Raw genomic sequence first — 21,104 nt, forward strand, 5'->3', positions numbered from 1 at the left:
TACCCGCATTATCCACAAAATTCCTTCGCGGGACCCACAAAGGGCCCGTGCAAACCCTCCGCAGGTGGCTTTCCGTGACTAGTTTTGCTTCACGGCAAGAGCACAAGCGGACATACCGGAAGGGGTCACCATGGCAGAAGCACCCGTCACCGGACAGCGGCGTCCCATGTTTTACGGGACCAAACGCTCAGCGCTCACCGGCAGCCTGGCAGGCGAGCGTCCCGCTTTGGCGGGCGACGGTCCTGCCCCGGGAGTATCTCCCGGCTACCGCCCGGCCGTCAGCCTTGTCCCCCCGGCGCTGGACCGCAAGGCGTCCTCCGCGGACTGGATTTCGGTCCACATCAACCTGTTGCGTGTCACGGACTCGCTGCTGATCGCCGGGGCGGTCGCCCTCGGCTACCACCTTGCGAGTCCAGGGCTTCTGAGCAGGACATCAACGGCCGCCGGGATCGCGGCCAGCGTTGCACTGGCACTGATCTGGATCGCTGCACTGGAAATCTACAGGACACGCGATCCCAAAGTCCTGGGTGTCGGTGCAGACGAGTACAAACGGGTCATTTCGGCCACCTTCCGGCTCTTTGGCTTAATTGCCATTGCTTCTGTCGTCTTCTCGATCCAGAGCGGCGCCACCATGTTCGCCGTGGCCTTACCGGTGGGCACCGTGTCGCTGACCGCCAACCGCTGGCTTTTCCGGCGCCGGCTGGCGACTGAAAAAGCCAAGGGGCGGCACCTGTCACGGGCCATCGTCGTCGGCGAACCCGAGGACGTCCGGTACGTGGTCCAACAGATCGAAAAGAAGTCCGGCCCCGTCTACAAGATCCTCGGCGTGTGCCTTCCCGGTTCGCGCCGGGGGGCCAGGCTGCGCGTGGGCGAGCAGCTGGTGCCCGTCCTTTCTTCCACGGATGACATTTCCCGGACTGCCCGCCTCGCGCAGGCCGATGCCGTGATTGTTGCCGGGCCCCTCCCGGGCGGGAACAAGTTCATCCGGGAACTGGGGTGGAGGCTGGAGGAGTGCTCTGCCGAGATGGTGCTGGCAGCGACCCTCACGAACGTCGCGGGGCCGCGTATCCACTGGCGCCCCGTGGAAGGTCTTCCGCTCATGCATGTGGACATTCCCCAATATTCCGGCGGCAAGCACGTCCTCAAGCGGGTCATGGACGTTGTCCTTGCCGGTGCCGCCATTACCGCACTTTCGCCGCTGTTGCTGCTCCTTGCCGTCATCGTCCGGCTGGACAGCCCGGGTCCCGTCCTGTTCCGCCAGGACCGGATTGGCAAGGGTGGCCAGACCTTCGGCATGTACAAGTTCCGGTCCATGGTGGTGGATGCCGAGGAGCGCCAGGCCGTGCTGCACGAGACCAACGAAGGTGCCGGGGTCCTGTTCAAGATGCGGAATGATCCCCGGGTCACGCGGTGCGGGCGGTGGATGCGGAAGTACTCCCTGGACGAACTCCCGCAGCTTTGGAACGTCGTCCTCGGCGACATGAGCATGGTGGGACCGCGCCCTCCCCTTGCACGCGAAGTCAGCGGGTACGAGCAGCACACCCACCGGCGCCTCCTCATCAAGCCCGGCCTCACTGGCCTCTGGCAGATCAACGGGCGCTCGGACCTGTCCTGGGACGAGGCAGTGCGCCTGGACCTCTACTACGTCGAAAACTGGTCAATCCCGGGTGACCTGCTGATCTTGTGGCGGACTTTCCGTGCCGTCATCCAACCTTCCGGCGCCTACTGACGGTGCCTGCTGACGGCGCCTACTGACAAAGAGGATGAGAATGGAAGCTTTCGCTAAGGACTTCGGTCACGGCAGGGACGGCGTTAACGCAGACAGGTTGCGTATCGCGGTGGTTGGCGCAGGTTCCCGCGGAGCGGGCATGGCCGAAACCCTCCAGGCCAGCCCGGACTGGGATCTGGCAGCCATCTGCGACGTAGACTCCCGCCGGGCCGGGACAGTCTCGGAAAAGCTTGGCGGTGCGCCCTGGTTTGAGGCCATCGACGAATTGCTGGACAGCGTGGAAGTGGATGCGGTGGCGATCGCCACCCCCCTCCGCGCCCTGTTCGGAACCGGAATGACTGCGTTGCGGGCAGGCAAGCACGTCCTGGTGGAACAGCCGTTGGCGGACAGCCTTGAGCGCGGGCAGGAGATGGCTGCCGAGGCGGACGCCAAGGGCGTTGTGCTGATGGCAAACAAGGCCCAGTGTTTCGAGCCTGCCGTGCAAAAGATGCAGAAGTTGGTGGGCAGCGGATCCCTGGGCGATATCCTTTTCGTCGAAGCGGTGCGGACCGAAAGCAACCTGGCCCGGACTGACCGGGACGTCTTCTGGGACCTGGCCCCGGACAGCCTTGCCCTCCTTGACTATGTGTTCGCCGGGCGGCTCAACCCCCAGGGAGTTTCGGCGCTCGGGGGTGACCCGCTGGGAACCGGCCGCGACTGTGTTGGCCACGTGGTTTTCCGGCTTCCCAACGACGCCACGGTGCACCTGCACGTCAACAACCTGAGCCGCGTGAAAAGCCATCAGCTGGTCATTGCAGGTTCGCAGCTTGTCCTGGTGTGGGATGCCACGCTTCCACAGGAACAGCTGGGCATCTTCGACTCCGATTCGTCCACGCAGCAGCGGCGGCGCTCCCCGTACTGGGCGGAGCCGGGCGCACTTCAGGTGCCGGCCGAAGATGGACAGGCGCCCGCCTTCGGGCAGGAGGCGCGGGACCGCGTGGCTGCCGAGTTCGCCCGCCGGGCGCGCGGGCACCAGCGGGCACCGTCCACCAATACGTCCGGCCTGCGGGTCCTTGGCATGTTGGAGGCCGTGACCCGCAGCAGGGGCCTCGAAGGCCAGGCGTCGAGCATCCACGTACCAGGGCCCGAGGACTACCAGCAGCAGGCCGCAGGCTCCTGGCTTGAAAGCGTCCTGTGGTCCAGGTGACACGAACTGCCGGTCTCCGTTCCGTTCCTCCTAGGAAAGATGGTGCCTCGTGGCCACCGAATCAGCTGTTGCACGCATCGAAGTAATGAAGCCCTGGCTGGGCCAGGAGGAAGCTCATGCGCTTGCCGAGGTGGTCTTCTCCGGATGCGTCACCCAAGGTCCGAAAGTCAAGGAGTTCGAGGTCGACTTCGCAGCCGCGCAGGGGGCCAGGTTCGCAGTAGCCACGTCGAGCTGCACCACCGCGCTGCATTTGGCCCTCGTGGTGGCGGGAATCGGTCCCGGTGACGACGTCGTTGTACCGTCGCTGTCCTATATCGCTACGGCCAACGCCGTGACGTACGTCGGCGCACGCCCCGTCTTCTGCGACGTGGATCCTGCCACCGGCAACGTGACCGCGGAGACCATCCACGCCGCCCTGACCCTGGACACCCGGGCGGTGATCGTGGCGGACCAGGGCGGAGTGCCCGTGGACCTGGACCCCATCCGCGATCTGTGCGACCGCCACGAAATCACGGTCATCGAAGACGCTGCCTGCGCGGTGGGCTCGCGGTACAAAGGAAAACCGGTGGGCGCCGGCGCCCACATCACCGTGTGGTCCTTCCATCCCAACCACATCCTCACCACCGGGGAAGGCGGCATGCTCACCACCCGGCGGGCGGACTGGGCGGCCCGGGCCCGGGCCCTGCGGGAACATTCAAGCAGCCTGGCAGCCCTCAACCGGGAAGAACTGTTCCTGTCACCCCGCGAGGTCTGCCTCGAAGTTGGCTTCGACTACCGCATGACCGACCTGCAGGCCGCCGTCGGAATCATCCAGTTGCGGCGGCTGCCGGAAATGGTGGAACGGCGCCGGAAGATCGCGGGCATGTACGTCGACGCCCTCAAGAGCCTCAAAGGCCTGAGGATCGTGTCCGATCCTCCGTACGGCACCACGAACTACCAATCCCTGTGGCTGGAAGTCCTCCCGGGGTTCCCCATAACTCGCGAGGCCCTGCTGGAAAGACTGGCCGACGCCGGCATCACCGCACGGCGCGGGGCGTATGCCGCGCACCGCCAGCCGGCGTACCGCTGGCGCGACAACGGCAACGCCAGGCTGCAGTCCACGGAGCGGCTGAGCGACCGCACCCTGGTCCTCCCCGTGTTCCATGAGATCGACTCGTCCAGCATCAACCGCGTCATCAACGCCATCCGGAACGCAGCGCACCCGGTGGGCACGTGAGTGAGCTGATCCTTATTTCAGTGAGCGGCCTTGCCCGTGAAGTCCTGGCGATGGTGCGCAGCAGTGGCCAGTACGACGTCGTTGGCCTGCTGGATGATGACAAGGAGATGGCAGGTGTCACCGTGGACGGGGCGCCTGTCCTGGGGAGCATCGATGATGCCGCCAACTACACCCATGCGTTCCTGCTGGTGTGCCTGGCGTCCGGGAAGGCCCGGGAATCCGTGGTGGACCGCCTCACGTCCCTGGGCATCCATGAATCGCGGTACGCAACGGCGGTGGATCCTTCGGTGCAGTACCCCGAAGGCTGCCGGATAGGGCGGGGAAGCATCCTCTTGCGCAATGTCACCCTGACAGCCGCCGTCACCCTGGGCTCACACGTGGTGGCAATGCCCTCGGTGACTTTCACCCACGACGACGACGTGGCGGACTTTGCGACGTTCGGCGCGGGCGTGTCGTTGGGCGGCGGAGTCCGGATAGGGAAGGCTGCCTACCTCGGCATGAATTCCAGCGTCCGCGACAGGACGTCGGTGGGCGACTATGCCACCGTGGGCATGGGCGCTGCCGTGCTCAGTAACGTCCCTGCCGGAGAAACGTGGGTTGGCGTCCCCGCCCACGAAATCGACCAGCACCTGTTCGCTTTCGGAAAGGAACCGTCCCGCTAGACGGCCGTCCGGAAGAACAGCCCGGTCACCGCGGCCAGGCGCCAGGGATCCTCCACGCCGCACATCTCCCGCGCGGAATGCATGGAGAGCAGTGGAACGCCCACGTCCACCGTCCGGATTCCCAGGCGGGTGGCGGTCAGCGGACCGATGGTGGAACCGCACGGAATCGCATTGTTGGACACGAACTCCTGGTAGGGCACGCCGGCATCGGCACACAGCCGGGCCCACAGCGCTGCGCCGGGGGCGTCAGTGGCGTAGCGCTGGTTTGCATTGATCTTCAGGAGCGGTCCGCCGTTGAGCACCGGATGGTTGGCGGGGTCGTGCCGCTCCGCGTAGTTGGGGTGCACGGCGTGTCCGGCGTCTGCGGACACACAGAACGACGCCGCCAGTGCCTGCCGCCGCTGGCTCACCGTGGCGCCCAGCCCGTCAGAGATCCGGACCAGGACATCCTCAAGAATGGGACCGCAGGCACCCGAGCGGGAATTTGAGCCGATTTCCTCATGGTCGAACGCCGCCAGGACGGCGATCGGGCTGCCGGTACCGGGCGCGGACGCATGCGCAATCAGCGCCGCCAGCCCCGCGTGGGTGGAGGACAGGTTGTCCAGGCGCCCGGAGGCAAAGAACTCACTGTTGCCCCCGAAAACCGAAGGGGCCTGCGTGTCCGCCATGACGACGTCGTACCCGCCAATTTCGGCAGCGTCCACGGACGCGCCGGAAACGTGGGACGCCAGCACGGCCAGCAGGTCGGTATCTGAAGGATTGCCGAGCCCCCACACCGGATTCATGTGCCGCTGCTTGTCCAGTGCCAGGCCGTCGTTGACAGCGCGGTCCAGGTGGATGGCCAGCTGCGGGAACCGGAGCATCGGCCCGGTGGCGGTCAGGTGTTCGGTGCCGTCCAGCATGACCAGGCGTCCGGCCAGCTGCAGCTCCCGGTCAAGCCAGGAGTTCAGCAGCGGTCCGCCGTACACCTCCACGCCCGCCTGCAGCCAGCCGTGGGCCCCTGTGGTGGGCTTGGGCTTGAGCTTGAAGGTGGGCGAATCCGTATGCGCGCCCAGGATGTTAAACCCGGTGGCCGGCCCTGCCCCTTCGGGAACAACCCAGGCAATCAGCGCGCCGTCCCGGATGATGAAGTACTGCCCCGGTCCGCCCTCCCAGGGCTGCAGTTCGTCCAGGCGCGCAAAGCCCGCCTGCTCCAGCCGCCGCCCCGCCTCGTGCACGGCGTGAAAGCTCGACGGCGATGCGCTGACGTAGGCGCCAAGGTCCTGGATATGGTCTGCGGCGGAGGCAAGGGAAGGCATGGTCTCGAGTCTAGACGGCGTTGGGCCGCGGATCTCAGTAGTCCGGGTTGCTCGGCACCACCAGGCCGGTTTCGTACGCGTAGACAACGGCCTGGACCCGGTCGCGCAGGTGCAGCTTGGTGAGGATGCGGCGGACGTGGGTTTTCACGGTCGCTTCCGAGAGGTAGTACCGGTGGGCGATTTCTGCGTTGGACAGCCCCTCGGCCATCGCCTCCAGCATTTCCGTTTCCCGCGGGGTCAGGTCCGCCAGCAGGGGGTCAGGTGCAGGAACGGCCGGGGCCGGGCGGGCGGCACCCCGGACATATGTTTCCAGCAGCCGCTGCGTGACGCGCGGTGCCACCACGGCGTCCCCGCTGGCCACCACCCGGACAGCGCTAACTAATTCCGACGGCGCCACGTCCTTGAGGAGGAAGGCCGAGGCTCCTGCCTGGAGGCCGGCAAAGGCATACTCGTCCACGTCGAAGGTGGTCAGGATGATGATCCGGGCACAGGAACCGGAGGCGGTGATGGCGCGCGTTGCCTCGATGCCGTCCAGCACGGGCATGCGGACGTCCATCAGCACCACGTCCGGGCTCAGCTCCCGGGCCTGCCGCACCGCGTCGGCCCCGTCCGAGGCTTCCCCAACAATCCTCAGATCCTCTTCACCCTCCAGGATCAGGCGGAATCCCATCCGCAGCAGCGGCTGGTCATCAGCCAGCAGGACGTTGATGGGTGCGTTTCCGGTCATGGGTTGCCTTGCAGTTCGTAGGGGCGGATGGAACCGGTGGAGTCGTCCTCGGGCCAAGACAGCACGGCGTGCACGCGCCAGCCCCGGCCGCTGGGCCCCGCTTCCACGGAACCGGAATAGATCCTGGAGCGTTCAGCCATCCCGGCCAGCCCCTGTCCGGATCCGTGGGAACCAGCAGCACCGGACGGGGAAGTACCTCCATCCTGGGCGGGATGCCCGGTCACTCCGGAGCCGTCGTCGAGCACGTCAATGGTCACCGTGGAGCCGGAGCGGACTACGGTGACATCCACCCGGGTCAGGGCGCGGCCGTAGCGGAGCACGTTGGTAAGCGATTCCTGAACGATCCGGTACACCGTGAGCTGGAACGCAGCATCGCCGGGCAGGGCAGGCCCGGTGTGGGAGTAGTGCAGCGGCAGGCCCGCGGTGCGGAAGCCGTCCAGCAGGCTGGCCAGGCTGTCCCCGGCAGTCAGCGGCGGCCGGGGCGCAGCGGTGCCCGTGTCATCACGCAGGACGCCCAGGACCCGGCGCATGTCAGCGAGGGCGGTGCGTCCCGTCCGGGACAGTTCGCCGAGCACCTCGCCGGCACGCTCCGGGCTTTTCCGGACCACGACGGCGGCACCGTCGGACAGGCTGATCATCACCGTGAGCGAGTGCGCCACCACATCGTGCATTTCGCGTGCAATCCGGTTCCGTTCGTTGACGGAGGCAAGACTCGCGGTCCGGGCGGCCCAGGCGGCGACCTCCTGCTCGTGCTCACGGCGTTGCCGGACGCTGATGCCGAGGCCGGTGGCCAGGATGTTGGACAGGGCGATGCTGGCGCCGGTGGCGATGCTGGTCAGGAGGTGGAAGTCGCCCGGGTTGACTCCCGGATCGTGGACGAAGGAGTTTTCCATGGGTCCCACGGCCGCCAGGAGATAGAGGAGTGCCAGCGGGGCCGTAGCCGCGGCCATGGCGATGAGTGCGAAGCGGCGGCTGTGGGCCAGAGCCACGGCATACAGCGAGAACCACAGTCCCGCGGATACGTTGGAGCCCCAGGGGTGGAGCAGGGTGACCGCTACCTCCACCACAGCGACAAAGGCCACAAGGCCCACGGGATAGAACCGCCGCAGGAACATGGACCCCGCCACCAGCACCAGCAGGGCGGCTGCAAGCCAGTTGCCGGACCTGGCCGCGTCCACCACGGTGGGTGCCACCAGGAGGCTGTAGCTGGCGGCCACAACAGCGTCCATGACCAGTGGGCGCCGCTGCAGGTACCGGCGAAGCCGTCCTTTGCGCCTCGCCGTGAGCTCGGCAAAGGACGCGTCGGCCTGCCCGGCCGGCGCGTCCTTAACAAATGCCGTTTGGTTCATACGTCGGGGTCGCCCGTTCCGTGGATGCTAGACGTCGCGCTTCTTCAAGATGATCATGGCTGCAGCCACAGGAACAACCACCCACACACCAAGCCACGTCCAGGCCTGCCAGACCTCCAGTGCGTCTTCCGCGGGCGAGGCTGTCACGATCCGTTCAAAGAGGCTGTCCGGCAGGTACTTCCGCGCTTCCTCGAAGAATTCCCCGGGGATGAGCTGGAAGGCGATGGGGACCACGAAGAACAGCCCCACCAGTGACATGATGCCCCCTGCTGAATTGCGCAGGAGTGTCCCCAGGGACATGCCGATTGCCGCCACTGCTGCCACGTACACACCGCTGACCAGCAGGAGGCGCCGGGAATGGTCGGAACCGAGGTCGATATCAAAACCGTAGTTGTCCAGGATGGGGGTGGCTGCCACGTACGCGAGCAGGGACGACGCCACGGTCACCACGAAGGCACATGCCGTCACCACCAGCAGCTTCGCGATGAAGGCCGGGGTACGTTTGGGCACCGCCGAGAAGGTGGACCTTGCCATGCCGGTGGTGAATTCCGAGCTCATGAGCAGAACCGCCAGCGATCCGATGATGAGCTGCGCGAACGCGATGCCGGATGTCGGGATTCCCGCCGTAAGGTCAGCGCCCTGGGCGGCGAAGGCCGCACCTGCCTGGGGATCGTTTCGGGATGCCTCGGAAAACTGTCCGATGCCCCAGGCATTCAGGGCGGCAAAGCCCACCATCACCAGCACGGTGGACCCCACCAGGATCAGGGTGGAGAGGAGGGTCCGGAACTTGATGAACTCCGAGTTGAGGACGCGCAAGAAGCTGGGACCGGGACCAGCCGTGCCCTGCGGCCGGCTGGATTGAAGTGCTGCTGTGCTCATTGCTGTCCTCCGGTATGGGTGGGCGCCGCAGCTCCCGTGGTGATGAGGGAGTGGTACTCCACCTCGTCCTTGGTCAGTTCCATGTACGCCTCCTCGAGGCTTGCCTGGAGGGGAGTGAGCTCGTAGACCATGATCCTGTTGTCCAGGGCTGTCCGGGCGATGTCCCTGGCGGGCAGGCCCGTGACCTCAAGGAGTTCGTGGTCCTGGACCTCTACGGAGACGCCGTCGTCCGCGAGCAGGCGCATGAGCTGCTCCGGCTGGTCCGTCCGGACGCGGGCACGGGACTGGCCCTTGCCCGTGATGATTTCGCCGATGGGGGCATCAGCAATGATTCTGCCGCGGCCAATGACAATCAGGTGGTCGGCGGTCATGGCCATCTCGCTCATCAGGTGGCTGGACAGGAACACTGTCCGCCCTTCCGATGCGAGGTACTTCACCAGGTTCCGCACCCAGACCACACCCTCCGGGTCCAGGCCGTTGACTGGCTCGTCGAGGATGATGGTCTGGGGATCTCCCAGCAGTGCGGCGGCAATGCCCAGCCGTTGCCCCATTCCAAGGGAGAACCCCTTCACTTTCTTTTTGGCCACCTCCCCCAGGCCTGTCATCTCGATGACCTCCTGGACCCGCTTCCTTGGAATACTGTGGGTCGCGGCCATGGCCAGGAGATGGTTGTACGCGGTGCGGCCGGTGTGGACGGCCTTGGCGTCAAGGAGTGAGCCCACTTCGCGCAGGGGTGCGGCATGCTGCGCGAACGGCACCCCGTTCACGGTGACGGAACCCGACGTCGGCCGGTCCAGTCCCATGATCATCCTCATGGTGGTGGACTTTCCTGCGCCGTTGGGTCCCAGGAAGCCGGTAACGCGGCCTGCCTGGACGGTGAAGCTGACCCCATCCACGGCGGTTTTATCGCCGTAGACCTTGGTCAGCCCTGTTGCCTCAATCATGGAATGTTCCTTCGAACGGCAGCTTGTGGACTGCGGGATGCGTTGCAGAAGACTGGTACGTATGCACCACGCTACCCACGCCCGGGGCGGATTACGCCGGTCTCAGGGATGATTCAGGGACAGGTCAGGGTAGTCCCCTTGGATGACCGGTGGTCACCGGGGCTGTGGCGAGTAGTAGGCAAGGGTCCTGCGGCGCACCGTGTACTCGACGCTGCGCACACCGGCCAGCGCCTCACCGTCCACCGCCAAAGCCATCGGCGACCCGCCGGCATCGATGCGCACCCGGGTTGCCTCTGAGAGATGGGTGATGCGCGAGGTTGCCACGGTACCCGTCAGCACCGACCACAGCAGCCGTAGCCGGGCGAATGACTCGTCTGCCGTGATCATGCGGACGTCGAGCACGCCGTCGTCCATCACGGGCCGGAACAAGGGGGCGTGGTCACGCGGGTAGTACCGGCCCCGCCCCACATAGGCGATCCACACCTTGTGCCGCCTGCCGTCGACACTGAGGGTGGTGTGGGTTCCGGCCGCGAAGGTACGGAACATCGCCACCACCCCGGCCAGGGGTTTTCCCAGCGCAGGCTGCAGCTGTTCCCGGCGGCGCACGAAGTTCGGGTACAGGCCAATACTTGAGGTGTTCAGCATGGTCAGCTGTGCCCTTTCCGGGCTGCCGGCCAATCCGCGCTCCACCGTGACGATCCCTATGTCTGCCAGCGCCGCCTCTCCCCTGGAAGCGGCGGCTACGGCCTCCTTGAGGCTCCCGGTGCCGGCGTCCCGGGCAAAGTGGTTCAGGGTACCGCCGGGGAGGACCAGCAGGGGCAGGGAACGCTCGACGGCGGCAGCTGCCGCGGCTCCGACGGTTCCGTCGCCGCCCCAGACCCCAAGGGCACGGGTGCCGGGATGCTCGGCTGCCTGCCGGATCTCGCGGAGCAAGTCCTGGTCAGGATGGACGGACATAATATGCGCTTTGGGGAATACCTCTTGCAGGGCGGCAGCCGTCTCCTCCGTGAAGGACCCGCCGAGGGTGTTGACCACGATGCTGAGCCCCATGCCGCCGGGTAGTTCCGCTGCTGTGGTCCACGTTCGCGCCACGTCCGGGAAAGGGGGGCGCACCGGCCACCACGTGCGCGTCAGGAGGGCAGCGCCGGCCCCCAGGACAGAGCCGAAGAAGACATCCGAAGGCCAGTGGGCTCCGGTGTGGACGCGCGAATAGGCGACGCCTGCCGCCACCGGAGCCAGCACGGCCCCAATGACGGGCTGGACGAGTCCTGTACCCACGGCGAAAGCGACGGCCGACGCAGAGTGCCCGGATGGCATGGAGGAACTTGTCGGCTGGGGGTGGACGAACCGGAACACCGGAAGATGTTCCGGCAGCGGCCGCGCCCGGGGGAGCAGGGTTTTGAAAACACCGTTTGTGACGGCGGAAGCCACTGCCTGGGCGATGAGGCCGTGCAGTGCCGCACGGCGCGGCCGTCCCGGAAAGGCGGCCATCGCTGCGGCAGCCGCAATCCAGAGTTTTCCGTGGTTTGCGGAGGCGGAGAGGCGGCGGAAGAAGGCATCATGGTTGCCTCCCGGAAGATCCGAGACATGCCGCACCAGGTATCTGTCCAGGCGGCTGATCCAACGATGGCTTCCTCGCCAGGTGTTCTGCATTCCATCACCCTACCGTCCGGTGAATGGAGGTTCTCCAGCCTCGCGGAAAAGCCCGTTCGCCGTATTACCCTGCCCTCAGGGGCTTTGCCGCTCCTGCCAGCACGAGTGCCAGGAGGATCGGCGCGAGAATGGCCAGGAGCGCCAGGTGTATGCCGGTCAGGTCGCCGAGGTATCCCAGAAGGGGAGGACCGGCGAGGAACGAAATATACCCCAGTGTGGATACTACGGACACCCGGGTCGCAGCATGCTTCGGGTCGTCCGCAGCGGCAGACATGCCCATGGGGAAGGCCAGCGCTGCTCCGACCCCCCACAAGGCGGCCCCCACAGCGGCCAGCCACACGTTTCCGGCGAGCACAAAGAGGCACAGCCCGGCCGCTGCGGCAGCCATGCTCGCCCTCAGGACAGCAACACGGCCGTACTTATCGATGACGCGGCCGCCAAGGAACCGCATTGCCGTCATGGCCAGCACGAAGAGGGCGAACATCAGCGCGCCGGTGGATTCAGAGGTGCCCAGGCCGTCTACGGACGCTTTCGCGATCCAGTCATTACCTGCACCCTCCGTCAGGGTGGCCCCGAGGACCACGACGCCTATGAGCAGGGTGCGGCTGTCACGCCAGGCTGACGGTCCCTTGGCTGCCTTTGGTTCTCCGTCCGGTGTGGCGGTGGAGATATGCGGGAGGAAGTAGCGCGGGGCAGTCAGCATCACCACAACAACCACACCGGCGATGACCAGCAGGTGCAGGGGCAGGCCGACGCCCACGGTGGAAAGTCCGGCACCGATCAGTGCACCGACGAAGGCACCGCCGCTGAACGCTGCATGGAACTGCGGCATGATGGTGCGCCGCAGCTTATGCTCCACGTCGGCACCCTCAATGTTCTGGGCTACATCCCAAAGTCCGATTGCGATCCCGAAGAAGAACAGGGCAACGGCCGTTCCGGGAATCGACGCAACCGAGAGCGAAGCGGCGATTCCGGCACCCGCGAGGGCCGCCAGGATGCCGCCAAAACGTGCGGTGTTTGCGGTCCCGATCCTGCCCACCACCAGCCCGGCGGTAGGGAGCGCCAGGAGCGAACCCACGGCGGTGCACAGCAGGAGGGTGCCCATCTGCCCGGAGGTGATCTCCAGGGTCTCCGTGACGGCGGGGATCCTCGCGGCCCAGCTGGCAAAGACCAGGCCGTTGATGCCAAAAACCACAAAAGTGGCTGCGGCGGCAGCGTTCAGTCCTGCCTGCTGCCCGGTACCGGTGTTGATGCTCATACAGTCACTACTTCCAGGGAGTATTCATCGAGTTGCGCGCGTTCTTCGGCGCTAAAATTCTTGTCCGTCACCAGGACGTCCACCCGTTCCAGGCCGGCAACCAGCGCCCGGGCTTGAGCGTCCCATTTGGCGGCGGAGGCAGCCACGATCACCCGTGTGGCCGATTCCAGGCCGGCGCGCTTTACTGCCGCGTCGTCGATGTCGTGGGCCAGGAGGCCTGCCTGGAGGTCCAGGGCGCAGGGTGTCACAACAGCGGTGTCGAAGCGCAGGGAGCGGATGTTGGATTCGGCGAGCGGGCCACGGAAGCTCAGCTCCCCGGGGACAAGGCTGCCGCCGGGCAGCAGCAGGGTAGGGCGGGTACCTGCAGTGGGTTCGCCGCCCGCGAGGACGTTCAACGATCTGAGCGACATCGGCATGACCGTCAGTTCCCTCGCTTCCATGGCGCGGGCCACCTCCGTAGCGGTGCTGCCGCTGTCCAGCCAGACGTGCTCGCGGTCCCCCAACAGCCCTGCTACTGCGGCCGCAATGCGCTTCTTGGCGTCCTGGTCCTCCAGTTCGCGCTGGCCATAGCCTGGATTTTCGCCGCGCCCGATGAGGCTCCGCGCGCCGCCGTGAACACGGCGGAGGACGCCGTTCGCTGCCAGGATCTCGAGGTCCCGCCGGATGGTTGCCCCCGACGCGTCGCAGGCGACCGTCAGCTCCTCCACGGTTACCTCATGGCGCTGGCGGAGCAGCCCGGCAATGGTGCGGTGCCGCTCGTCAGTCTTCATGATCAAATGCTAGCAAACTCTGATCATTTGATCATGAACGCTCTCTCACTTAACGCCGCAAATCACCAATCCCTCTCTCACCGGTGAGAGAGGGATCGCCAAAAAGCTGCAGGGAGTGAGAGAGCGTTGGATCAGCGGACGCGAACCACGCGCTTTTCGTCCCACACCGGCGCTCCGGACTCATACACCTTGCCGTCGGACCCGAACACCAGGAAGCGGTCGAAGGTGCGCGCGAACCAACGGTCGTGGGTCACGGCGAGGACGGTTCCTTCGAAATGGTCGATGGCCTTCTCAAGTGCCTCGGCGGAGTGCAGGTCCAGGTTGTCCGTGGGCTCGTCGAGGAGCAGCAGTGTGGCGCCGCTGAGCTGCAGCAGCAGGATCTGGAACCGTGCCTGTTGCCCGCCCGAGAGGGACTCGTACTTCTGTTCCGACTGACCTGCGAGTCCGTAGCCGTCCAGCGCCCCGGCCGCTGCCTCCCGGCCGAGTCCTGAACGGTGTTCATCGCCACGGTGCAGGATTTCCAGCAGCGTCTTGCCCAGGAGGTCGGGCCGGACGTGGGTCTGGGCGAAGAATCCGGGGCGGATCCTGGCGCCAAGTTTCACGGTGCCCTCGTGCGGCACTTCGGCGATCTCGACGTCGGAAACGGGCAGGTGTTCCCGCTCCGGATCGGTTCCGCCGGTGGCCAGCAGCCTGAGGAAGTGCGACTTGCCTGAGCCGTTGGAGCCCAGGACGCCAACGCGGTCCCCGAACCACACCTCTGTGGAGAAGGGCTTCATGAGCCCGGTGAGTTCCAGCTTCTCCGCCACGATGGCCCGCTTGGCGGTCCGCCCGCCCTTGAGGCGCATCTGCACGTTCTGCTCGATGGGCAGCGCCTCCGGCGGCCCGATTTCCAGGAACTTGGCCAGCCGGGTCTGGGCTGCGTGGTACCGGTTGGCCATGTCGGAGCGGAAGGCGGCCTTGTTCTTGTACATGTTGACGAGTTCCTTGAGCTTGACGTGCTCCTCGTCCCAGCGCTTCCGCAGTTCCTCGAAACGGGCGTTCCGGTCTGCCCGCGCCTCCACGTAGGAGCCAAATCCGCCGCCGTGGATCCAGGCACCGGCACCGTTGATGCCGGGTTCCAGCGTCACGATGCGCCCCGCGGCATTGTTCAGCAGCTCGCGGTCGTGACTGATGAAGAAGACCGTTTTCCTGGACTCGTTCAGCTTGTCCTCAAGCCACCGCTTGCCTGGAACGTCAAGGTAGTTGTCCGGTTCGTCGAGCAGCAGGAGGTCGTCCGGCCCGGCAAAGAGCGCTTCGAGTACCAGCCGCTTCTGCTCACCTCCGGAAAGGCTCGACGCCGGGCGGTGCTGCGCGCGGTCAAAGGGAAGTCCCAGCGCGGCCATGCAAACCTCGTCCCAGACGGTTTCGACGTCGTAGCCGCCCGCATCTCCCCAATCCACGATCGCCTGGGCGTACCGCATCTGGCTTGGCTCGTCGTCGTGCTCCACCATGGCCAGCTCGGCGTCGTCCACCTCGCGCGCCGCTGCCGCCAGGGCAGGCGGGGCGGCGGACACCAGGAGGTCACGCACGGTGGAACCGTCCCGGACCTGGCCCACGAACTGGCGCATGATGCCCATGTTCCCGGACCGCCCGATCACGCCTTCATCCGGCACCAGGTCCCCGGCGATGATGCGGAACAGGGTGGTCTTCCCGGTGCCGTTGGGGCCGATCAGTGCGGTCTTGGTGCCGTCCGGGACTTTGAAGGTCACTCCGTTAAGCAGTTGGGTGCCGTCGGAAAGAAAGTAGTCAATGCCGGAAACGTCAATATGGGCCACGTATTCCATCTTCCCACGGCCACGGCTACCCGGCTGCGGTGAGGAACTCCTTCAGCAGCGGCCCGGACGTCGTCGCTCCCAGTCCGCCGTCCTCCACGAACACAGCCACTGCCAGGTCCCCGTGGACAGCCACGATCCAGGCATGCGTCTTCGGGGGAGTCTCTTTGCCGAATTCAGCCGTCCCGGTCTTCGCGCCCACGGGTTCACCGGGAACGCTCGCCAGGAAGCCTGCATGCCCGGAGGTGACCACGGCGCGCATCATGTCAGCCAGCGAAGCGGCCTCGGCAGCGGTGATCGGCTCACCCGAGGCCGTCGACGGCGCTTCCGCCGTGGCGGTGGCGGAAGGCTGCGCCGCCGGCGCCGTGGAACCGCTCGTCGTGCCGGCAGCGGCAGCACCGCCGTCGGGATTGAGGACCAGCTGGGGCGACACCGGCGCGCCCTTGGCCACGGAGCCTGCCATCATGGCCGCCGCCAGGGGAGAAAGCAGGACCTTGCCCTGCCCGATCATGGACGCGGCGTGCTCCGTCCCTGCCGCCTCGCCGGGGACGGATCCGAGGAACGCGTCTGCGCCCAGGGACGGCGCTTCGACGGCGATGCCCATGGCCAGGGCGGCAGCCTCGAGCTGTCCTTGTGACACGGTGTCCCGGGCGGCGATGAACGCCGTATTGCAGGAATGCGCAAAGGCGTCACGCAGGGTGACGGAGCCCAGGGAGCTTTCGGGATAACCGTCGGCGTTCTTGAAGGTGCGCCCGTCCACCGTCAGCGTCGGCGTGCACTCAACCTTGAAATCAGGGGTCAGCCCGTTGCGGAACATGGCGAGCGAGTCCACCATCTTGAAGATCGACCCGGGCGCGTACTGGCCCAGCATGGCCGTGTTGTAGCCGTTACTGCCGGGACCCGAGGCCACGGCCAGGACGGCACCGCTGGAAGGGCGCAGCGCCACGATCGCCGACGCCGGGCCGACTTCCTCCAGGGTGGTCTCCGCCAGTGCCTGCAGCGTCGGGTCGATGGTGGTCTTCAGCGGTGTACCGGGCTCAGGCGCCACTTCAAAGAGCACGCGCCGGGGGTCAGTTGCTGCGGACTGGATCTGTTCGCGCGTCAGGTCGGCGCGCTGCGCGCGGATTACGACGGCGTCCGTCCCCCTGAGCTGTTCGTCGTACTGCTGCTGCAACCCGCCGATGCCGGTCACATCGCCCGCTGACAGGGCACCTTCCGAGGCTTCGATCTGCTCAGCAGTGGCTTCCCCGACAGTGCCGAGCACGGCTCGGGCGAAGGTCCGGCTGGGTGCCAGCGGCACCGAGGCGGGAATGGCACGGGCGCCGGGGATGGCTGCAATCTGCTCGTTGGTGATGGTGCGGCCTTCTTCCCGCAGGGTAATCGCTGAAACAAAGGCTTCCGCGCCGGAGGCCTGCACCTGCTGGACGTAGCCGGCCGGGTCAACCCCGACGAGGGCAGCGAGCCTGGTGGCAGCGTCGGTGGGGTCGGCAGTGCCGAGCTGGGGCTTGTCGATGCCGACGTTCACCACGGGACGGTAGGTGACCAGGGGGACGTCCCCCGCCCCGAGGATATCCGCGCGCTGCGGGGACTGGGCGCCTTTGGTGAGGATCTCGCTGTCCGCGAGGCCGGGTGCCAGGGTTGCCGGGTCCCAGACCGTAAGCCATTTGTCCCCGGACTTCTTGAAGTTCGCCGGTACGGTGTATTTCCACTCTGCATCGCCGAATTTCCAGGTGTAGTTCAAAGGCGCCGAGGCGTTGTCGCCGTCCAGGGTGATGCCGCCTGCTTCAACCGCGGGCTTCTGTGGATCCAGTGCCTTGAACACGCCGCGCAGCTGGTCGTTGGCGGCAGCGGCGTCCTTGCCGTCGAAGGCCACCCCCGCAACATCTAGTCCCGAAACGGCTGTGGCAAATTGCTGTGCTGCGGTTTCTGCCCCGCTCCTGCCGTCGTCGCAGGCCACCAAAGAGGTTCCCAGAACGAGCGCAGCTACGGCAACAGAAAGTTTTGTTGATTTCCCCATTCGGCCATTATGCCCCGGGACATGCAGTGCGTCCGGCCATGCTGGCGGTTCTACGGGCGCTGCCGGCTGCTATGCGCCACCCAGGCCCAACGACGGAACGGGCAGGTGGAATATGTCCTTCAGCGCATGGGTTGCCGCGTGCAGGCCGGGCATGCCGGTGACCCCAGGGCCGGGCGGCGTGGAGGAGGAACAAAGGTAGACGCCGCGCAGGGGAGTGCGCCATGGATGCCGGGATACTACGGGCCGCTGAACCAGGCCGCGAAGGTCCATGGTGCCGGCGCTGAAGTCCCCGCCGATGTAGTTCCGGTTGTACTCTGCCAGCTGCGCCGCCGTCACCACGTTGGTGTCCACCACGAGGTCCCTGAAACCGGGGGCAAACCTCTCCAGCTGTGCGGTGATGGCTTCCGCCATGTCCTTGGTTGAACCGGCCGGTACGTGGCAGTAGGTCCACAGGGTGTGGCGGCCGGCGGGAGCGCGCCGTGGGTCGAACCGGGACGGCTGGGCCACCAGCACGTAGGGCCGTTCGGGGTGCCGGCCGGCACTGACCTCGTTTTCCGCGTGTGCCAGTTCCTCCCTGGTTCCGCCTACGTGGACTGTTCCGGCGTCAGCCAGTTCCGCCGCCTGCCACGGCACGGGGCCGGACAGGATGAAGTCCACCTTGCACGATCCGTTCCCGTAGCGGAATGACTCCAGGGCTTTGCGGTAGCGGGCGGGAAGGGAGTCACCGGCCATGTCCACCAGTCCGCGCGGCGCGACATCAAGGAGCGTGGCCCGCGCCGGGGGAAGGTCCGTCAACCGGTTGATGGGGGTGTTTGTGTGAAGGGTGCCGCCATGCGCCTCGATGTCCGTTGCCAGGGCGGCGGCGATGGCAGCAGATCCACCCAGGGGAATGGGCCATCCTTCAGCGTGGCCCAGTGCCCCGAGCATCAGCCCTGCTCCGGACGCGGCCAGGGACGGAAGGCGGGACACGGCATGGGCCGCAACACCGCTGAGGAGGGCAGGAGCTGGCTCCTCGCGGAACCTGGCATTCCAGAGGCCCGAGCCTTGCTCCAGGGTCCGCAGGCCGAAAATGCCCGCGGCCACGGGATTGCGGGGAAGGCGGAAGAGCTGGTTCTGCGTGAAGTCCATAACGTCGTCGATGTTCCGCACGATGGGGCCCATCAGCCGCCGGTACGCAGCGCCGTCCCGGCCGAGTCCCGCTGCGGTCCGGTCAAGCGACCGGTAGGCGAGGGCGGACCGTCCGCCGTCCAGCGGTGATCCGAAGGAGAGCTCAGGAGTGACAAGCTCCATCCGCCGGGAAAGCTCGAAGGCCCGGAAGAAGGGCGAGGCCAGTGCCATTGGATGAACGGCCGAGCAGACGTCGTGGAAGTGGCCCGGCTGCATGAGTTCTGCCGTACGGGTTCCGCCGCCGACCACGGGCGCGGCTTCGAAGACCTCCACGGTAAGCCCTGCCCGCGCCATGACGGCCGCGGCGGCCAGCCCGTTGGGTCCTGCGCCCACCACCGTCACGTCAGGCATCGGATGCTGCCTTTTGCGGGAGCGTGGAACCGGCCCGGCGGCGCAGGTTCAGCCGGAACCTGTCCGGTGCCCCGTTGAACGGACCGCCGTGCGGATCGTCCAGGTGGTGCCGGCGGATGGGATCGTAGGTGGGGTCGTAGATGTCCCAGGTCACCCGCGCCATCAGGTAGGCGAGGGCCAGCATGTGCGCGGCCACGGCCAGGACGTAGTAGGGCATATCCAGGTTGTGCTGGGAGGAGCCTGCGCTGGTCACCTGTCCAAGGTACATCCACACCGCAGCCCAGTGGAGGCCCTCGATGCCCTGCCAGACCAGGAAGTCGCGCCACCGCGGCCTGGCCAGCGCGAGGAGCGGGATCAGCCATACAACAAATTGCGGTGAATACACCTTGTTGGTCAGGATGAAGGCCGCCACAATCAGGAAGGCAAGCTGGGCCAGGCGCGGGCGGCGCGGTGCGGTCAGGGCAACAAGGGCGATGAGGCCGCAGCCAATCGCAAACAAGCCGAGAGACAGCAGGTCTACGGCTGCACCGCTCAGTTCCTGCCCCCTTAACCGGCCAAGCACCAGGTTGTATGCGAACCATGGTGAGCTGTAGCCGGCGCCGCGGTCTGCCGAGAACTGGAAGAAGTAGGCCCAGCCCGGGAAATTAGCGACGGCGAAGGGGAGGTTGACAACGGTCCACGAGGCGGCCGCGGCCCCCGCAGTCTTGAGGAACGGCTGGAACCGTCCGGTCCGGAGGGCAAGCAGGAGGATGGCGCCCAGAATGAGCAGTGGATACAGCTTGGCGGCCGTGGCAAGCCCGATGAAGACTCCCGCCAGTACCAGCCGCTCCCGGGAGAAGAAGTACATGCCCACGGCAAGCAGGGCCACCGCCCAGAGATCCCAGTTGATGGTGCCGGCCAGGATGATGCCCGGCGCCAAAGCCACCATGGCTGCGTCCCAGGGCCGGCGGGCGCCCATCCGGGCGGTGGCCAGGACCGTGACCACCGCGGCGGCGGCCAGAAGGGCGGCATTGATGTCGAAGTAGGCCAGGATCCGGGCATCCGGGGTTCCGGCGCCGGGGACCAGCCAGGCCGTTATCCCGGCAATAAGGCCGGTCAGGACAGGGTACTCAAACTGGCTCCCCGTGCCCAGGATGGGAAAGTTGCCGTCTGCCAGTCCGCGGTTCCGGAATAGTTCGGGGAAGTCGGAATAGCAGGTGGCGTAGAACTGGGTGGGGGATTCCCATCCGTTGGCACGGCAGTATCCCTTCAGCAGGATGCCTGCCAGTGCCGCCAGGACGGTCAGCAGGATCAGTACCCGCTCCACGGTGAAGACACCGGGGGAAACAATGCCCGGCGCGGACCGGGACCCAAGGGGGCCGCCCACCAATTCCGTGAAGTTCCTCAGGAGGATATCGCTGCGGCTTGGAACAACGAGGCGCAGCCTTCCTCGATGCTCGGGCGGCTGGGTGTCCTCCATGGCTTCGAGCTTACCGCCGTGCCCGGGACCCGGTTGGCGCCACGGACGGCGGAGCCCACGCGTCGACCGCGTGGGCTCCGGCCACAGGTTCGCTGGTGTTCACGGTGCCTCCTGGCGAAGGTACTTCTTCGTGGCTGCCCGGGTCATCCGGGCGGCATCGTCCCTAGCGGGTACCGCCGATCTGCTGGTGCATCAGGACGAATACATCTTCGCGCTGCTTTTCCAACAGGGTCTCGTTGAACTTCCTCCGGCTGCTGCGCCGTCCTTGGGCCGGCAGTAGGAGTTTTCGGAACTTTTTCATGGCCATCACCTCCTTTCCATGTGGGGTTCGGCATGCATAAATGGGCACGGCAATTGAGCCCTTTTATGGCGGATATATCAAAGAATGCAGCAGGGCATTATGGGCAGCACGAATAGAATTACGCAGAAACTGGCGCCAATTCCCTGCACATCTGCACTAAAGCAGCATTGCGCAGGGAAGAAAGACGGAAGAATGCGAAGGGGGAAGTCCGCGATCCCGCCAGAACGGTTGGAGGAGTTGCACCTGCACTAAGCCGGTGTCCAGCCACTGCCGGACCGGTGCCCGCTGCGGAACGCTGCTGCCTGGGCTCCAGGCGGCAGTAGCGGC

17 protein-coding genes are annotated in these 21,104 nt (G+C 66.3%); 4 read left to right on the top strand and 13 right to left on the bottom strand.

Annotation, left to right across the window (positions count from 1 at the left end; translation table 11 throughout):
- The first annotated feature begins 166 nt into the window (after positions 1–166).
- The 4 genes from AC6CHP_RS17150 (at position 167) to AC6CHP_RS17165 (ending at position 4,793) form a co-directional block, all read left to right on the top strand.
- On the top strand, positions 167–1,729 hold the full coding sequence (locus AC6CHP_RS17150) for a sugar transferase (protein ID WP_181038133.1): 1,563 nt from the start codon (positions 167–169) through the stop codon (positions 1,727–1,729).
- Between the two features lie 40 nt (positions 1,730–1,769).
- On the top strand, positions 1,770–2,915 hold the full coding sequence (locus tag AC6CHP_RS17155) for a Gfo/Idh/MocA family protein (protein WP_427116620.1): 1,146 nt from the start codon (positions 1,770–1,772) through the stop codon (positions 2,913–2,915).
- Between the two features lie 85 nt (positions 2,916–3,000).
- Positions 3,001–4,131: a DegT/DnrJ/EryC1/StrS family aminotransferase gene (locus AC6CHP_RS17160; RefSeq protein ID WP_427116792.1), complete on the top strand. Its 1,131-nt coding sequence runs from the start codon at positions 3,001–3,003 to the stop codon at positions 4,129–4,131.
- Positions 4,128–4,793 carry a NeuD/PglB/VioB family sugar acetyltransferase gene (locus AC6CHP_RS17165; protein WP_498231231.1) on the top strand — a complete coding sequence of 222 codons (666 nt, stop codon included), beginning with the start codon at positions 4,128–4,130 and terminating at the stop codon, positions 4,791–4,793. Before AC6CHP_RS17160 ends, AC6CHP_RS17165 begins: the two co-directional genes overlap by 4 nt.
- Here AC6CHP_RS17165 and AC6CHP_RS17170 read toward each other — a convergent pair.
- The 13 genes from AC6CHP_RS17170 to AC6CHP_RS17230 form a co-directional block, all read right to left on the bottom strand.
- Positions 4,790–6,091 (bottom strand): M18 family aminopeptidase, encoded by a 1,302-nt coding sequence (locus AC6CHP_RS17170; protein WP_498231233.1) that lies wholly within the window; start codon positions 6,089–6,091, stop codon positions 4,790–4,792. The two genes, AC6CHP_RS17165 and AC6CHP_RS17170, sit on opposite strands and share 4 nt — an antisense overlap.
- A gap of 34 nt (positions 6,092–6,125) precedes the next feature.
- Positions 6,126–6,818, bottom strand: a complete 693-nt coding sequence (locus tag AC6CHP_RS17175; RefSeq protein ID WP_188728423.1) for a response regulator — start codon at positions 6,816–6,818, stop codon at positions 6,126–6,128.
- The gene (locus tag AC6CHP_RS17180; RefSeq protein WP_188728424.1) at positions 6,815–8,167 is read right to left on the bottom strand and encodes a sensor histidine kinase; all 1,353 of its coding nucleotides are present in this window, start codon (positions 8,165–8,167) and stop codon (positions 6,815–6,817) included. Before AC6CHP_RS17180 ends, AC6CHP_RS17175 begins: the two co-directional genes overlap by 4 nt.
- Before the next feature lie 27 nt (positions 8,168–8,194).
- Complete coding sequence (locus AC6CHP_RS17185) at positions 8,195–9,046, bottom strand: ABC transporter permease (RefSeq protein WP_188728427.1); 852 nt, start codon at positions 9,044–9,046, stop codon at positions 8,195–8,197.
- A complete protein-coding gene (locus AC6CHP_RS17190) occupies positions 9,043–9,990 on the bottom strand; it encodes an ABC transporter ATP-binding protein (RefSeq protein ID WP_188728429.1) in 948 nt (315 codons plus the stop codon). Before AC6CHP_RS17190 ends, AC6CHP_RS17185 begins: the two co-directional genes overlap by 4 nt.
- Before the next feature lie 153 nt (positions 9,991–10,143).
- A complete protein-coding gene (locus tag AC6CHP_RS17195; RefSeq protein WP_498231237.1) occupies positions 10,144–11,643 on the bottom strand; it encodes a bifunctional phosphatase PAP2/diacylglycerol kinase family protein in 1,500 nt (499 codons plus the stop codon).
- A 64-nt stretch (positions 11,644–11,707) separates the two neighbouring features.
- Positions 11,708–12,901 carry an MFS transporter gene (locus AC6CHP_RS17200; RefSeq protein WP_188728432.1) on the bottom strand — a complete coding sequence of 398 codons (1,194 nt, stop codon included), beginning with the start codon at positions 12,899–12,901 and terminating at the stop codon, positions 11,708–11,710.
- Positions 12,898–13,671, bottom strand: a complete 774-nt coding sequence (locus AC6CHP_RS17205; RefSeq protein ID WP_498231239.1) for a DeoR/GlpR family DNA-binding transcription regulator — start codon at positions 13,669–13,671, stop codon at positions 12,898–12,900. Before AC6CHP_RS17205 ends, AC6CHP_RS17200 begins: the two co-directional genes overlap by 4 nt.
- Positions 13,672–13,802: 131 nt before the next feature.
- Positions 13,803–15,485 carry an ABC-F family ATP-binding cassette domain-containing protein gene (locus AC6CHP_RS17210; protein WP_498231241.1) on the bottom strand — a complete coding sequence of 561 codons (1,683 nt, stop codon included), beginning with the start codon at positions 15,483–15,485 and terminating at the stop codon, positions 13,803–13,805.
- A gap of 25 nt (positions 15,486–15,510) precedes the next feature.
- Positions 15,511–17,499 carry a penicillin-binding transpeptidase domain-containing protein gene (locus AC6CHP_RS17215; RefSeq protein ID WP_498231243.1) on the bottom strand — a complete coding sequence of 663 codons (1,989 nt, stop codon included), beginning with the start codon at positions 17,497–17,499 and terminating at the stop codon, positions 15,511–15,513.
- Between the two features lie 69 nt (positions 17,500–17,568).
- On the bottom strand, positions 17,569–19,017 hold the full coding sequence (locus AC6CHP_RS17220; RefSeq protein ID WP_377192512.1) for a phytoene desaturase family protein: 1,449 nt from the start codon (positions 19,015–19,017) through the stop codon (positions 17,569–17,571).
- Positions 19,010–20,476: a glycosyltransferase family 87 protein gene (locus AC6CHP_RS17225; RefSeq protein ID WP_498231246.1), complete on the bottom strand. Its 1,467-nt coding sequence runs from the start codon at positions 20,474–20,476 to the stop codon at positions 19,010–19,012. Before AC6CHP_RS17225 ends, AC6CHP_RS17220 begins: the two co-directional genes overlap by 8 nt.
- 163 nt (positions 20,477–20,639) lie before the next feature.
- Positions 20,640–20,777: a hypothetical protein gene (locus AC6CHP_RS17230; protein ID WP_188810656.1), complete on the bottom strand. Its 138-nt coding sequence runs from the start codon at positions 20,775–20,777 to the stop codon at positions 20,640–20,642.
- Positions 20,778–21,104 lie beyond the last annotated feature (327 nt).

This window comes from Pseudarthrobacter sp. GQ63, from assembly GCF_059758765.1.